We start from the raw sequence: 14,453 nt of genomic DNA on the forward strand, positions 1-14,453 counted from the left end.
GCTCTCCTCTGAATTTGGTGTGTAGCGGTAAGATCTTTCGCCCTCCGCCATATCAATGCAGACCCAGCCGCGATCGCGGGTTTACAACCAATCCACTGACCAGTAACCGTCCATCACGGCTGCTACTTGCTCACTCAGGTGGGTTAAAGCTGTGAGTGTTTCTGGGGTTTCGTCATTCAGCTCTGCTAGCAGTTCTTGCCAAAGAGGTTCTTCCGTATGCCCAGCGATCGCGCCTGGAGGCCAGTAGGGCTGGTGGTGTTCTACCTTGCCGTCACGGATGAAATATCGCCGTTCTTTGGTAATAGGTAGACCATGAAAAGCGTGAAATGCGGGCTCTGTTTTGAGCAACTCACGCACGGCCCAAACACGGGTAGGCAGGCCAAAGAAGTCTACGCAGACTGAGAACTCAACGAGATCAACAATGTGTTGACCAATGACATTCGAACACGGATGGTCAAGATAACAGGTGCGGAGCCAGTCATGCTTGCCAGACGTATGTCCAGTACGAAGAAAGCAGGGATACCCTAAGCGATCGCCCGCCGCCTGAATTGCGGAAACGAACTGTGAGAACCCTTCTGGAACCGTGTTTTCTAAAAGCTGATCCAGGTCAATATCTGTGGTGATGATTTCGGTTTTAGGGACTGGAATCCCTTCAACTTCAAGCTTTGGGAACCAATAGGATAGGCAGCTTTTATTTTCTGTCAGCATTATGATCGCTTCCGCTAAAAGGGCTTGCCGTCATTGGTCAGAGCAATAGTTTGTTGCTCTAGCTGGTCTTGAAATTCATAATTCCTCCGAGAAACCCCGTCCTCTTGAGGCAGGGAGGGATAGGAGGGGTGGCTGAGTGGGGTTCGATGCCCCCGAAGCGACCACCCCAGTATTTCGGGCAATCAGCATGACTTTAGATGCCGCAAACTGCCCTAATCGTTTCCAGTTGCAATCGCTCACTGAAACATGCTTTTGAGTGTCACCACTCACCCAACCGATTGACACTCTGCCAGCCATTTCCGCTTGGACTAGATCACCTTTGCGGAATCCATGACGGGTCACGGTGCCCCCATATCTGCGACGCACCCCACCTTTAGCAGGCACCATCAAATGCAATTGCCGCTTTGATATGGGTGGACGGCGAATGACTCGAAATAGCGAGGCGGTGATTTGAACAGAACCCATCCACTGATGTCCATGAGTATTAGCAGTGTGAAATGATTCGTACTGAATAAACTCGGAACAAGCTAAGGCCAAACCATCCACAGCATGACTTTCAGGTGATTGAGATGCTTTGGCCTTGGTCTTAACTAGCCCTAGCTGAGTTCGGAGCTTAGCTGTTTCATAGCCAAGCTGCGTTTTAACGGGAGCCAGCTTTGACAGCCAATCCAGCATCACCCGTTGACCTACCATCACCGGAGAGAAGGATTTAGAACCCCTTGCCTCCACGTATTCGTAGACAATCTGGCTGACTGGAAAGAGCTTGCACAATTCAGTTACCACTCGCAATTCAAGCTGGCGATTAGCTCTGACGCTAGCGGGTAATTTACGTTGCTTGCGATTATCAAATCTGACTTGACGATGGGCGCGTTGGGAGTAGGCAACCTTGCGGTTAATTCTCCGCCCTCTGCGGCCCCGTCGCATCATACGGCGTTGCTCCATCCGGTCTTTGACCGTTTGAAATGGCAATATCAAATGAGCTAGAAACAGAGTCGCTTGGGCAGATTGCACTCCGATGCCGGAATACAATTTGCCTGGATCGACACCAACGGCAATGGGTTGAGTGTCACGGCCTGATGGCTCCTGAGTCAATTGCACATAGAACAAACCCAAGTCAGACCAACGTTTAATGGCTTTGCCACTGGCAAGCCACTTTCTCGCTCTGGCTGGAGTGGTTGGCATGAGCGGTTGATTGTCGTGAGATATGACTGGAATTCGCATTGGTATAACCCAAATTGCTTTGTTTTAGTCCCTTCGCCCACCGCTAACAGGATGTCTTGGCTTTCCCAACGACTGAACCAATCAGCCTTAGAAATAATCCGAACTAGGGAGACATTCGGAAGTCTGTACCAGTTAGCGGCTCAATGGGCTATTCAACACTTGCGTCAACCGAATTGGTTCAGTCAATCCCCGTCCGCTCGCGACGGGGTAGTTGAACTGTGACTCAAGGGCAGCTTCTGTACGAATAGGCCAACCTCGCCGTCGATCCAAACTTTGAACCCGCTGAACAATATCCGGGAAAGGATAGCGCCCTGAGAGCTTCTCTGGCTTCAACGCTCATAAATTATTTAATAGCGATATAATTTTTATATAATTTAGCAGATACAAGCATTGATTTATTGTTTTTATTTGTCATATACTTAAACTTCTTGAAAGCTTTAATTAAGTCAGGCTAGAGAATAGATCTCCTAAAGCGATGTCCAGATTAAGCCGAAACTGAGTGACTTGCAGGACGAGGATTGATTCAAAAGACCTACTGCTGCAAGGGTTTAGCGAACTGCGGTAAGCAACTTCAATCTGTACTTGAAGCTCTCGAATCTTCTGTTGCAACAGGGTATTAATAGGTGCCCAGTGGGCTTTGTCTAATTCAATGCCATAAATTTTGGCATGGTGCTTAATCTGATCTGGCTCGATGTTGAGTAGCCGCTGAATATAAGGCTGCAAACAGATATCAGCAAACGTCTCGTCTAGTGTCAAAGCCGCTAAAAGCAGGATATCGGGGCGTTGCTCAATCGAGAGTTTTAGAGGGTCAGCATCTAAAAAGCCCCCCTGAGAAATGGCCTCGTACAGATACTCTTCCGAGTAGAACACCTCGGCTAACATCAGCCCTAACGGTTGTACTAAAAATTGGTCGCTGCCTGTATGGGGCTGTAAGATATAGGGCTTTAAGAGGTGACAAACATCCTTTGTTTCGATGTCTCCAAGCAACTTGCTTAGAAGTTCCAAATGAACAGCGAGAGGCAACGACTCTTCTCTTGAACCTTCAACAGCTGGCGATCGCCACTCCTCATCAACCAAGGCGGTCAGAACCACCACATCAGTACGGAAATTCATTGCTTCAATTAAAGCTGCTGAGTCAATTTGGGTACTGCCAGCAACATGAGCGGTCATCACGTCATAACCCTCATTCATCACTCTGGCAAAGAAAAAATTGAGTGGAAACTGAAAGCGCTTGCTCTGCCTATCTTTGAAACTCAATTTTCTAATTGTTTGCTCGATTTGTTGGAGTTAAGGCTCGATCGAAACATAGACTGGGTTTTAGAATTCACTTTAGCAGAAGTGATGAAACAGGGATAATCCCAGAGCATTTCGGTGATCCCCTCCTCCAGCTCCGATTCTTCCATCTCCTCTGCTTCAAAAGCCATTTGCTCTTGTAGAACTTCTACAATTTGCTGTGGGGCGATCGCGCTCAAGAGCAGCCGACACTGCTCTACTCGATTTGCGTACTCTACTGCGCTATCCACAGGGCTAATCCTCCAAAGCAGCGGGAATTAGCCGAATACAGTTGAGAAATAATTCAGAGAGTAGCGGGGAAATAAACTGAATAACTTTATCGACGTTCGCTTGAGTAGTGGGGTAATGTGCCTTCAAAAGGCAAGCTGTAATTGTTGAGCGATAAATTGCAATAACAGCAAAAATGTCTGGATGCTTCCGCAGCTCGCTAACCTTACGGATGCTTTGTTCACTACCTGCCATCCAAGTAGATGAGTGAGGGGTAGTATCTAAGCCCAAAGGGTTATCTGGAGCAGTAATTGAGTCTTCTATCTGCTTGAAAAAATCCTGCTCTAACTGCTTAATTTGAGCCTGCACCGTAAGAGCTAAATGCTTCAATTCATTTTCAGACAAAGACTTCCCGCAAGTTGCTGCCGTCTCTTGCAAGCTAGAGTAACGAAAAGCATCAATTTGAAGAACTTCTGGATCAGTTGCCAGTCGGGCCAGCAAGTTCTTAGGCTCCTCAAAGGGGCTAGGGTTCAACAAAAAGTTTGATGATTTAGAACTAGCTGTATCAGACCAAGGATCGGAGAGATTCCAATTGCTCTGCGGTTGAAGCATGCCTTGGCTATCTGGCTGCATCTGAATCAATTGCCCTTGGCAGCGGTTGAGGAGCCAGTTTGATACCTTCAACAACTCTGGAGATTCTGAATTTGACCAGTCAATGTAGCTCAGATACTCCTGGGCTGCTATATGCTCCTCATAGACATGGGTATCAAGGGCGGCAGCAAGCCGCTCAGCCACAGAACGGGCTGTACCATAATCAGAGTTTTCAATCAGAGCTTCATCTGTAACCGAGCCTGGTAATGTGCCTGCGACGAAGGTGACAATGCTGCTGTCATTACCGATCGCAACGGTGTACTGGTCAGGCATACCAGCCCCGGCACCAGAAAGTTTAATGAGGCGGACTCGTTTGGCATTACGCATCCGCATTAGCTCAGCACTATCGCTGGCTAGTCCATTGGATAACATATTCGGTTGTTTATAGAAAAGGCCGTAAAACCCACATGCTGTCTTTGGTGGGATATAAGGCGGTGAGTTGTGCAGCTCGATGCCGCTAAAACGAATAATCTTATGTCAGTCATGTTAACATAAGATCATGATTGTACTAGAGTTTAGGGCTTACGGTAAATCAAAGCAGTTCAGCGCCATTGATGAGGCTCTGAGAGCAGTTCAATTCATTCGTAACAAGGCTTTACGCTTTTGGATGGATGGGTTGGGCAAGTCTCAATACGACCTCAATAAATACTGTGCTGTACTAGCGAAAGAGTTTCCCTTTGCCAATGAACTCAACTCAATGGCCCGTCAAGCTGCGGCTGAACGGGCATGGAGCGCAATCAGTCGTTTTTACGACAACTGCAAGAAGCAAATTCCTGGCAAGAAGGGGTTTCCACGGTTTCAGAAAGACAATCGCTCGGTTGAATATAAATCATCCGGGTGGAAGCTGGCTGAAAATCGGAAGTCCATCACCTTCACTGACAAGAAAGGGATCGGCACATTAAAGCTGAAAGGCACTCGTGATTTGAACTTCTATCAACCTGACCAAATCAAACGAATCAGGTTAGTAAAAAGGGCCGACGGGTACTATGTGCACCTCTGCGTCAGTGTGGAACGTCGCGAGAAGATTGAACCCTTCGGAAGTGCCATCGGACTCGATGTGGGACTACAGGAGTTCTACACCGACTCCAAGGGTATGACCGTTGAGAATCCGCGTTTCCTCCGCAAGAGTGAACGCAGGTTGAAACAGGCTCAAAGGCGCGTATCGAAGCGGGTCAAAGGGTCAAAGAACAGAGGCAAAGCGAGGCAGATTTTAGGTAAGCGCCACCTCAAGATAAGTAGGCAGCGTAAAGACTTCGCCGTGAAGTTGGCGAGGTGCGTAGTTCGGTCTAACGACCTGATCGCCTACGAAGACTTGAGAATCAAAAACATGGTGCGGAATCATTGTCTTGCCAAGTCGATCAACGACGCATCCTGGTATCAGTTCCGCGTCTATTTGGAGTATTTCGGCAAAGTGTTCGGGAAGATCACTATCGCTGTAACACCTAACGGAACGAGCCAAGAGTGCTCTAGTTGTGGAACTGTGGTCAAGAAATCGCTCAGTACCAGAACGCACGTTTGCCAGTGCGGGACTGTGCTAGATCGTGACCACAATGCGGCTAGAAACATCCTAAGTCGAGGATTGAGTACGGCAGGGCATGTCGGAACTTTTGCGCTAGACGCAAGCAACGCTTGGGGAGAAGACACCGCTACTCTGGCTGGAGCAATCCTGCCTGAGCAAGTGACTTCGTAGAGCCAAGAATCCCACGTGCTTTAGCCGTGGGAGTGTCAAGATTTCAAAAGTGCAATGCGGCGATCGCAACCATACTCGTAACTCCTTCTATCCCAGAACCAGAAGCAACAAGGTTATCAGTCCCACAAGCGCCAACCCTTGAAGTACCAGCCATACGATTGCGAAAACAGCTTCAATTACCCACCGGAACGGAGAGAGTAGTACGTGTAGCGTGGTACTAACAATTAGGCGAATAATATCCGCAATAATGAGGCCAAAGACAAATCCTAGGCCCAAGCCAATTAGTAATAAATCCATAGAAATTCTTTAAAGATTTTGATGTTAGACAGCAGTAACATCACGCCTATTTAACAAGCAGAAAATTGCTGATGGCTTGCGTCAAAAAGCTACCTAAATAGAAGTAGACTCAAGCGTTCAAATGAAGAGAATAAAATGCTTAAGACTTTATTTAATTTTAATCAAAAACAAATTAAAAGTCAATATACACATAAGAATTAATTATATATTTGATGATATCAAAATTTATTAGACTTCATACTTACGCTGTCGATTTATAGTCTTAGCTTGCTGCGTATCCAATCCCAAATCTCTAAGTATTTCAACTTCTGACTCTGGCAGCAAGGTTCTAATTTTTTCCCAAGTTAGTAACCGATTATCAACTAGTTTTTGAATAGATTCCTGCGGAATATTGGAAAAGCTCTGAGCGATCGCCTTTAGTTCTGCTCGATTTAAAAAATGTAAGACTTTGAACCAATACTGAGAACGTGATCGCGCTGCCTTTCCCTTGGGAGTATCAGCATAGCTTGCATAAACTTCTTGAGCTAGACCTTTGTCGTAATATTTCTTCTGGCTAGCCCGACGTGCTTTTGCAAAAGACTTTTTTTTTGTGGGGGCTAAATTTGCTTTCCACCATTGTTGATAATGTTTCCCGCACCAACCTCTTGCTTTTGCTAACTCTTGGCATCCTGGCTCTATACAGGTTGCATTGATAGGTAGTTCCTCTGAGGCTTTATCTACGATTTTGTATAGCAAAGGCACACTAACAAAATGTCGCTGTGCAATCTCAAGAACAGACTCTTTTGTCTTGTCCTTGTGCTTATAAGCTTCAATAATGGATTGATTACGTTGATAACGTTTCTGAGGAGAAAGCCGAGCGGCAGACATGCAGAATTAAAGTGAATATCTGTCATATACTACCGCAGAGCTTCTATTTCCAGGGTATTTTGAATTTCTAATAAGTTCCACGGTTTGATATCTAACTCCGACAGAGGTTGTCCAGTTTCCGCATGCTTAAGCTGAATGAGTGGGATGGCATAGATACCTTCTGCTTGCTCCAAAGCAGTTGCCAGAGTCGCTGGAAAATTACGATCGCCCCATGTCCCGTAGGGTGGGTTCACCTGCGACGCGATCGCGCCAGCTACTAAGTTGAACACTTGGAAGTCTGCAATTTGAGGGGTCACTCGCACCTGAATCTTGCCATCAATCGGAATCACTTCAGCAGGAATCACATCGAAGCGATCGAGACTCATCGGGAGCATTAGGGAAAAGATTAGATCTCGAACGTCCGTAGGGTAAACCACAACCGTCACTAAATCGCGGAAGGTACCTTCTGAGCCGTACTGTATCCCTTTTAAGACATTGACCTTATCAGCTCCAAGCTGGCTAGCCCAGTAGTAATAGTCGCGATCGGTGACGCAACGGCCTTGAAAGGCAACATTTTCAGGGTCAAATGTGCCATCAATCGTTGAGCGGCCCAAGCTGCCAGAGCGAATTCCTTCCCTAGCGCGGAGCATTGCTTCAACTAGCGTTTCGGCAGGACGGCCAGCCGAAACGACTGTGCCATCATTTTCAGCAGATTCCACAAAGCTGAGCAGACGAGGGATATCAGAGAACTCGCCGCGCCGTAAGTTTGGTAAAGCACCTAATTGGTTTAAGCGGGCTGGGACAGTTACTGTCTCGCCCAACCCTTCGATCCTGGCAGTGTAAAGCGTGTAAACCGACAACCCAGGATCAATACGACTTCTAACTTCTGTGTTCAACGGAATTTCAACTGGAATATTGTTGAAAACTGCTTCTGTAGAACGGCGGAAGACAATATTGATGACAGGATATTTCGCAGGCTGTAACTCTACTCCCAGCATGCGGAACTGTTGAACCCAAGTACGATCCTTAGTCAGATTGAACTGGTGGGCAATTAGCCTTTGCAGGTGAACCTGTCTAGCGGTGAGGATCGCATGGGCACTCGTAGGACTTCGAGAGCTAAACGGGCTTTCTTCTCCGTTGGGCAAAGGTTGTGCCAGCCGATCCATATGCGCTGCATAAACAGCGCCATCATCAAAGTTATAGAGGTCATCTGCTTCAATGAGGCGAGATTCAACTTCAAGTCGCGCTATTAGGTCGTAATGCTGGTCGTAAGCCATTGTCTTTCTTCTCCTAGCGGAGCGCTTTGAATGGTGAGCCGTCCAGGGTAATTTCGTCTAAGAAGGTATCGAAATCCCGATCCCAAATTGCTCCTTGGTAGGCGTACCAACCAAAGGTCAGGATGTGATTATCTGCTTCTTGCTTCGGTACAAAGCGAACTTCGGTGACCAGACGGTTTTTGTAATCTTCGTAGTCCACCACATCTACTGACAAGCGCTCAATGCCTGCAACCCAACGGCTGATTTCATCTTGGACGTGGTAGACCCAGTATTGCGGTGCATAGTTGGAGAGCGGTTCAAATAAATCTGGGGCCAAACCCAAACTGGGGTGAATGGGATCTTCCCCTTTCCGAATCAGACAAACAGAGAGAATGTCTGATGCAATTTTGCGGGTACCAGATACTAAGTTCAAGCCTTCGCGATCGCTGTGGGGTGGCCACAACGACCAAGCAGAGCCGATGAAGTCGAGCGGAATAATGGGTGGCATACAATCAAAATAGCCGATTTATTTAATTAAATTATTATTTTCGTATAAATCTGTGTGGTCTGTGCTAGATTTCTAAAAGAAAAAGGGGCACCGAAGTACCCCACCGTCAAAATTCATGACAACAGCGTATCAGTTATGGCTTTAGATTTGGAAGCAGCAATCACCTCAGTGATGCGAGCTGAGCAGCAAAGAATTCAGCAAGCGATCGCGGACTTCGCTACCCAAGTAAAACACGACTTGCACGGCCCAGACAGCATTGCCATTAACGGCATCATCAACCTTTTTGATGAGCTCAAAATGGAAGGAATTTGGCTAGCCGATGATGCCAAGCCAGCTGTCAAACTCGAAGCCGATGGTCAAATATGGATTCTCACTCGTCCTTACTCAAGGGGCTACAAAATTCGCAAAGAACAATATAAGCCTATTCATGAAGATGACCTTAGTGATGAGTGTTTGGGTCAGGGGTTGTTGCTGCTAATTGGGCGCGAGCGGGAGAAACAAGCCAAGCAACAACAGGAGCAGTACGAAACCCAAAAACGGCAGGAATTAGAACGCGCATCCCAAGAGCGCCAACAGTCAGAATACCAACGAGTACTCGAATTAGAAAAGAATCAACTAGGGGCAGTCGATCAGCGAATCCGAGTTCAAATTGATCGCAAGGTTAATGAAGCACAGCAGAAGCTCTGGCAGTGGCCCCAAGGTAAAGTACTCGTTCTTTACAAGGTGGAGTGGTTCAACGGTGGCTACCGAGATAAAGATGGGGAGAGCTGCTTCAGTTACGCTTCTGGCTGGAGCCTGAGCGATCGCGTTGACAATGATGGTTACTTAAAACTTCTGCCTGAGAAACAATTTCAGCATCCTGGCGAACCTGCGGCTTACAAAGATGAGCGCTGTATCCGATTGGTACCAGAGGTCAATTTCCCAGTATTTGAACGGCGAGAGCTGCGATCGGTGGATGATTTACCCGATTGTTTCACTGAGAATGCATACCTCCAAATTGATGAAATTTGGGAAGTTCTAGCAATGGATGGCACTCCCTACCTTTTCGATGGACCAGGCCGAGGAGATGGCTTTGTTGTTCGTCAAATTGGTGAAGTGCCAATCGCATGGATTCGAGAGTCTCTTGTCCCAGCCAATTCCTTACTTCAAGCCAGGTAAACCCATGAAGCGTAGACAACGACGGACCACTACCCAACCATCGTTCAGCCAAAATTTTTGGCGTTTGTTACGTTACCGAGCACTCAATGACCCATTTTTCCTCTTGGCAGGGCCAGCAATGATCGTGGGTGGAGTATTATTCGCAGTTGCTGGTGTAGTAGCTCTTGGTTTGAGCTTCTTCATCGGTCCAGTTATTTTCATCACTGGAGCAATCCTTCAGCTTTGGCGGTTACCAAAGCTTTTTGTAAGAAGGAGTAAGCGTGTCAGACCTTCACGTCCACCCAAGCATGTCAGAAGCATCATCGATCCAAGCCGTTGCAATTAATGAATTTCGCCGTAGCTATACCCGATACGCACAATTAGTCAGGTTTGAGAACAAAACGCTTGTAATTAAACGCTACGGCGAGGTGGTTGGATACTTTGTTGCACCTAACAAGCTAGACAAACTCAATCTCACTAAAACCGAGGATCGGACAGCTCAAACCTTTCGAAATGAGATTGGTTATACCTGGGAGCGTCTTTATAGCGGTGAACTGGAGGCAATGTATGTCACCCACCACCGCCGAAGATGGGGAGCATTTATAGGACCGAAAGTTGCCGCCTCTATTGGTATCAAAGAATGAGAATTGTAAGATGCATTACACTTTGGCAACCTTGGGCTTCGTTGGTTGGATTGAAGAAAAACGAGACTCGTCATTGGTCCACACAATGGCGAGGTTGGCTAGCGATTCATGCTGCTCAGCGCCCGGTGGTAGGGGCTGAAGTCGAAGTTATCTACGAGGCAGTTCGATGCCAAAACACTGATCCCAAACTGATCCAACAACTAGATCAAGTCTTGGGAGACTACTTAGCAAAAGGGGAAGGTCTCCCGCTTGGTCAAATTGTTACCCTCACTAAATTAGTTGACTGCTTAGAGATGTGGGATTCGACCGTTTATGGCCCTCTCATGCCTCCCGATCGACGGGGAATTGATATTGCTAGTGTTGACCCCCTAGAAAAAGCGGTTGGCAACTGGCAGGAGGGACGTTTTGCCTGGAAGTTTGACGATTTCATTAGCTTACCTACTCCAATTCCTGCACAAGGCAGGCAGCGTCTATGGCCACCCACTATGGATGTGACAGAGCAGCTGAATACAGTCATGGGTAGTAGGGCCTGACACAATCACAAAATTTTGCGACAACCGCTCATGAAACTCCAATACGACGAAATCAACAAAACCATCTGGATGTTTACCACCCCGGAGGAGACAGCAAGACTAGCTGGACATCTACTCGATCGCCGCACTCAAGTAAAGGTAGGTCAATCTTTAACGGTGTTCAACCAAGGAGTTGAGCGGTCCGAAATGATTTTGAGGATTGTCCTTGACTCTGATCAGGTATCCATAGAACAACTCGGACTAAAAGTTGACCAGGCTTTTTATGAATTCAATGAGAATCAATCTCCTGAGAATTTAGCGAAATTTCAAGAAGCCTGGCAGCTCTTTCGTAGAACGTGGGAACAGAGCTAAACAATCTCAAGTAGTTTCACAATGCCCAAAGGTAATCTTCAGGCAGTGTTGCAAACCCCACTATTGGTGCAACCTCTTTACTCTAATGGCAAGCCTCATCATGTCACCCTTCAATACAAAGTTGAGCGTAAGGCTTGGAAGCATTTAGAAGGCAGAGAGTTTGAGGTAGTCACAACTCATCTTTGCTGGAATGACCGCATTGAAGCGATCGCCGTCCAATTGCCAGAATGGGTGCCCTGTTGCAACAAGCATCCACATATCACAGTTTCTTGGATAGATGGGGCTGCTCCAGTGGAGTCAAACAGAATGTTGGCAGGACAACACAATGCCTTGGAATTCAATACCCGTGTTTCTGTCCGAATTGAATTTAAAGAACGACGACCAAAGTGGTGGAGATTTATTTCCTCACTTCTTCAGAAGCTAATCACTGATTGACTCGTCAGAAGTATTAGTGCACGGGAAACATAACGCCACAACAATAAATTTGCTCTTGCAGGTTAACTATTTACGTTGATTTGGTCTTCTTTTCATATCACCCTTAGCATCGCTATCAGTAGTGTGAGTAGTCTCATTAGAGGTTTGAGAGTCGCCATTCGAAACTTCTCCGTCTACAGCGGTCTCATTTACTTGGGTTAACTCAGAAACTTCTTCCAATAAGATATTGCTATCTTCTTTCTCCTGACTTGCTAACAGTCCTGCGTACTTTATTCTTTCTAAACCCATTTGAAATCCAATATAATCATCAATAGCCTTATTCATATCAACTTCAAGTTTGTAGTCACGACGTAAGTTCTGAATTGCATTCTTGGTTGCCTCAATTGCTTTATCTGAATCAATCTCTATATTAGTTTCTAAGATAGCTTCAATCTCATCTAACAAAATAACTCCATCCTCACGTCTAGCTGAAATGGGATGGCGTGCATTAAAGCTCTTTTTTAAGCGCTCTATTTTCTGGGATAGTTTTTCATCAGTCAACTTTTGTTGAGCACGACGCTGCATTACATTCAACTTTTTGAACAAAACTCTAAAATTTTTCTCAAAAAGTTGAATGGCATCATTCTGTTGAGGAGGAAGCTCTTGCTTTCGCCCCCACTCATTAACTACTCGAATAACATTACGGGCGAATCCTACTTTATTAATTTCTAAGCTGGCATAAGACTTTTGCAAACCTGCTTCTAAGGCATCAAGCATAGTTTTATTAGAAATTTCCTCCAAAACAACTTCTTCCGTTAAAAAGGAAATTTCCGTTGCATCTTTTTGTAAAAATTCCTGCAAATACAATTTTGTTGCTTGCACACAAATTGGTAATGGAATGATGTCTTCTATTTCAATTTCGTCAATTAAGCTATCTGGTATAAAGCTCAACTCTTCTTTAAGATCACCTAATTGAAGTACAAATGCTTCTTTAAGCAGAGGTCTTCTATGCTGTCCTCCTTTACCTAGTAATTGCCTTCTAGCTTCCTTTCCACTTTTGTCACTATCCAATAAAACAATTACTGCTGGTTGTTCTATATCTCTTCCACGCGCTAAATAAACTAGGTATGGAATATGCGATGCTGACCCTGATGGAACGATAGTAATTTTATTCAAATCTAAAGTTTCTAAGTTAGGAATATTTTTTTCTCGTAGGTAGGCTGTAGCCCCTGCAATAATAATTTGATCAGAAATACCCTCAACCATTAAATTACAGTTACCAATAAAAGTAGTTTCTCCAACATAAGGACCTACAGAAGATCTTAAAGGTTCATAATGATTTCTTGCTGCGTCTTTAACGATTCGAGTCCCTTCATCCTCATTTCCTTTCTGTAAAACTCGAATACGTTCAGCATGATTCTTATCAATTAGGAAAGGAGAGTGAGTCACATAAACTACTTGAATTGGATGCTTTAAGTGGGAACCATATTGAGGTTCTGCAAATAAATCAAATATTTTAAGTAGATCCTGTTGAGCCTGACTAGACAAATACGTATCTGGCTCATCCATCAACAGTATTTCAGATTTGCTGAAGTGAGGTTCATGTGATCTGTACTGGATATAATAGCTAAGAAAATACCTTAGCCCTTGGCTTCGTTCATTGAAAGAGTACTCAGTTCCAGTTCGGTCAGTTATTGTAAAAACTAAATCGTAATCCCTTGCCATTACCTTCAGGCAGAAGTTTCGGTCTTGAACCCAATAATTTGGAAAGTTTAGATGAATAGCAAGCTGGCGATTTATTTTCTCAACTATTCCATTAGCATATCCTTGTCTATCATCGTTAATTGCTTGAGCCAAATCAAGTAAGGCATTAGAATCAACCAGAGCAATCTTGCAAATTAACTTATGAGCTAATTGAAATTGTTTTGCTTTGTCTTCATAATAAGAATCAAATTTGTCTAAAGCTTTGATGATAGATTTCAATGGTCGGATTGCTTTAGAATCCACTCGTTCTATGTCTTCACCCTGAAAAGAACGAACCCTGGTAACCAAGTCTAAATCACCACTGAAATCATCAAGTGAATCTACAATTTCATTTCTTTGTGCTCTATCAAGAAGTTCAAACTTTCGATTGTCAAAAACTTTTTCCTGATCTATCTCAACTAAAATCTTGATAGGTACACTAGATGGGAGAGCTATTTCAGATTCAATTTTCAGTATTTCAGGAAGTAGGTTTTGCAAATCTTCATGTTTCTTTCCATTGATTTTATAAAGTCTATAGTCTCCTTTCTCAGGTAGGTAAACTGTTAAGTCACTAATGTTTTGGCGAAACAGAAAAAGACTATCAAAAATAACGTTCTCGGGAATATCTAATATCTTCTGTAGATTTAGTTTTTCTAAATCAGAAAAATTAGACCACTCCATACCAAAGTCAGGATATTTCAATTCATTCTGCTTAACTGTGAAGAAAGGCGAATAACGGCAAAAATCACTTCGCTCGATTCCTTTGCCAGTTATAGCTTTCTCAATAGCGCTCAATAAATGAGATTTACCGGATTCGTTAGCGCCAACAACAGTTGTGATCTTGCTTTCAATAGGAATAGTAATGTATGGATAGAAAGCGCCATCTATCATTTCCCAAGGTTTAGGTAACACACTACTATCATTTTTCCTTAAGAAGTCATCATTGAAAGACTT

General features: G+C 44.9%; 17 protein-coding genes. 6 read left to right on the top strand and 11 right to left on the bottom strand.

What is annotated here, in order from left to right:
* Window positions 1-81 precede the first annotated feature (81 nt).
* The 6 genes from H6F72_RS21115 to H6F72_RS21140 form a co-directional block, all read right to left on the bottom strand.
* Window positions 82-708, bottom strand: a complete 627-nt coding sequence (locus H6F72_RS21115; protein ID WP_190440377.1) for a hypothetical protein — start codon at window positions 706-708, stop codon at window positions 82-84.
* 75 nt (window positions 709-783) lie between these two features.
* Window positions 784-1,929 carry an RRXRR domain-containing protein gene (locus H6F72_RS21120; RefSeq protein ID WP_190440380.1) on the bottom strand — a complete coding sequence of 382 codons (1,146 nt, stop codon included), beginning with the start codon at window positions 1,927-1,929 and terminating at the stop codon, window positions 784-786.
* A 132-nt stretch (window positions 1,930-2,061) separates the two neighbouring features.
* Window positions 2,062-2,262, bottom strand: a complete 201-nt coding sequence (locus H6F72_RS21125) for a hypothetical protein (protein WP_190440383.1) — start codon at window positions 2,260-2,262, stop codon at window positions 2,062-2,064.
* A gap of 108 nt (window positions 2,263-2,370) precedes the next feature.
* Window positions 2,371-3,120 carry a hypothetical protein gene (locus H6F72_RS21130; RefSeq protein WP_190440388.1) on the bottom strand — a complete coding sequence of 250 codons (750 nt, stop codon included), beginning with the start codon at window positions 3,118-3,120 and terminating at the stop codon, window positions 2,371-2,373.
* A gap of 62 nt (window positions 3,121-3,182) precedes the next feature.
* On the bottom strand, window positions 3,183-3,452 hold the full coding sequence (locus tag H6F72_RS21135) for a hypothetical protein (protein WP_190440392.1): 270 nt from the start codon (window positions 3,450-3,452) through the stop codon (window positions 3,183-3,185).
* Window positions 3,453-3,456: 4 nt separating this feature from the next.
* Window positions 3,457-4,452, bottom strand: coding sequence for a hypothetical protein (locus H6F72_RS21140; protein ID WP_190440396.1), 996 nt, complete (start codon window positions 4,450-4,452; stop codon window positions 3,457-3,459).
* Between the two features lie 127 nt (window positions 4,453-4,579).
* Here H6F72_RS21140 and H6F72_RS21145 point away from each other — a divergent pair, with 127 nt between their 5' ends.
* Entirely contained in the window at window positions 4,580-5,770 is a 1,191-nt protein-coding gene (locus H6F72_RS21145) for an RNA-guided endonuclease TnpB family protein (protein WP_190440399.1), read from the top strand.
* Between the two features lie 87 nt (window positions 5,771-5,857).
* Here the strand turns inward: H6F72_RS21145 and H6F72_RS21150 are convergent, their stop codons facing one another.
* From H6F72_RS21150 to H6F72_RS21165, 4 genes are all read right to left on the bottom strand, one after another.
* Complete coding sequence (locus tag H6F72_RS21150) at window positions 5,858-6,067, bottom strand: hypothetical protein (protein ID WP_190440401.1); 210 nt, start codon at window positions 6,065-6,067, stop codon at window positions 5,858-5,860.
* A gap of 228 nt (window positions 6,068-6,295) precedes the next feature.
* The gene (locus H6F72_RS21155; protein WP_190440403.1) at window positions 6,296-6,934 is read right to left on the bottom strand and encodes a hypothetical protein; all 639 of its coding nucleotides are present in this window, start codon (window positions 6,932-6,934) and stop codon (window positions 6,296-6,298) included.
* Between the two features lie 29 nt (window positions 6,935-6,963).
* A complete protein-coding gene (locus H6F72_RS21160; RefSeq protein WP_190440405.1) occupies window positions 6,964-8,190 on the bottom strand; it encodes a hypothetical protein in 1,227 nt (408 codons plus the stop codon).
* Between the two features lie 13 nt (window positions 8,191-8,203).
* Window positions 8,204-8,677, bottom strand: a complete 474-nt coding sequence (locus tag H6F72_RS21165; RefSeq protein ID WP_190440407.1) for a hypothetical protein — start codon at window positions 8,675-8,677, stop codon at window positions 8,204-8,206.
* A gap of 135 nt (window positions 8,678-8,812) precedes the next feature.
* Here H6F72_RS21165 and H6F72_RS21170 point away from each other — a divergent pair, with 135 nt between their 5' ends.
* From H6F72_RS21170 to H6F72_RS21190, 5 genes are all read left to right on the top strand, one after another.
* A complete protein-coding gene (locus H6F72_RS21170) occupies window positions 8,813-9,835 on the top strand; it encodes a hypothetical protein (RefSeq protein WP_190440409.1) in 1,023 nt (340 codons plus the stop codon).
* A 287-nt stretch (window positions 9,836-10,122) separates the two neighbouring features.
* A complete protein-coding gene (locus H6F72_RS21175) occupies window positions 10,123-10,458 on the top strand; it encodes a hypothetical protein (protein ID WP_190440411.1) in 336 nt (111 codons plus the stop codon).
* Complete coding sequence (locus H6F72_RS21180; RefSeq protein ID WP_190440415.1) at window positions 10,455-10,991, top strand: hypothetical protein; 537 nt, start codon at window positions 10,455-10,457, stop codon at window positions 10,989-10,991. The genes H6F72_RS21175 and H6F72_RS21180 overlap by 4 nt, the downstream gene beginning before the upstream one ends.
* A gap of 30 nt (window positions 10,992-11,021) precedes the next feature.
* Complete coding sequence (locus H6F72_RS21185) at window positions 11,022-11,342, top strand: hypothetical protein (RefSeq protein WP_190440417.1); 321 nt, start codon at window positions 11,022-11,024, stop codon at window positions 11,340-11,342.
* 21 nt (window positions 11,343-11,363) lie between these two features.
* Window positions 11,364-11,777, top strand: coding sequence for a hypothetical protein (locus H6F72_RS21190; protein ID WP_190440420.1), 414 nt, complete (start codon window positions 11,364-11,366; stop codon window positions 11,775-11,777).
* A gap of 66 nt (window positions 11,778-11,843) precedes the next feature.
* Here H6F72_RS21190 and H6F72_RS21195 read toward each other — a convergent pair whose 3' ends face one another.
* Window positions 11,844-14,411: an AAA family ATPase gene (locus tag H6F72_RS21195; protein ID WP_348252439.1), complete on the bottom strand. Its 2,568-nt coding sequence runs from the start codon at window positions 14,409-14,411 to the stop codon at window positions 11,844-11,846.
* Window positions 14,412-14,453 lie beyond the last annotated feature (42 nt).

The sequence above is a fragment of the Trichocoleus sp. FACHB-46 genome (assembly GCF_014695385.1).
GTDB lineage: Bacteria > Cyanobacteriota > Cyanobacteriia > FACHB-46 > FACHB-46 > Trichocoleus.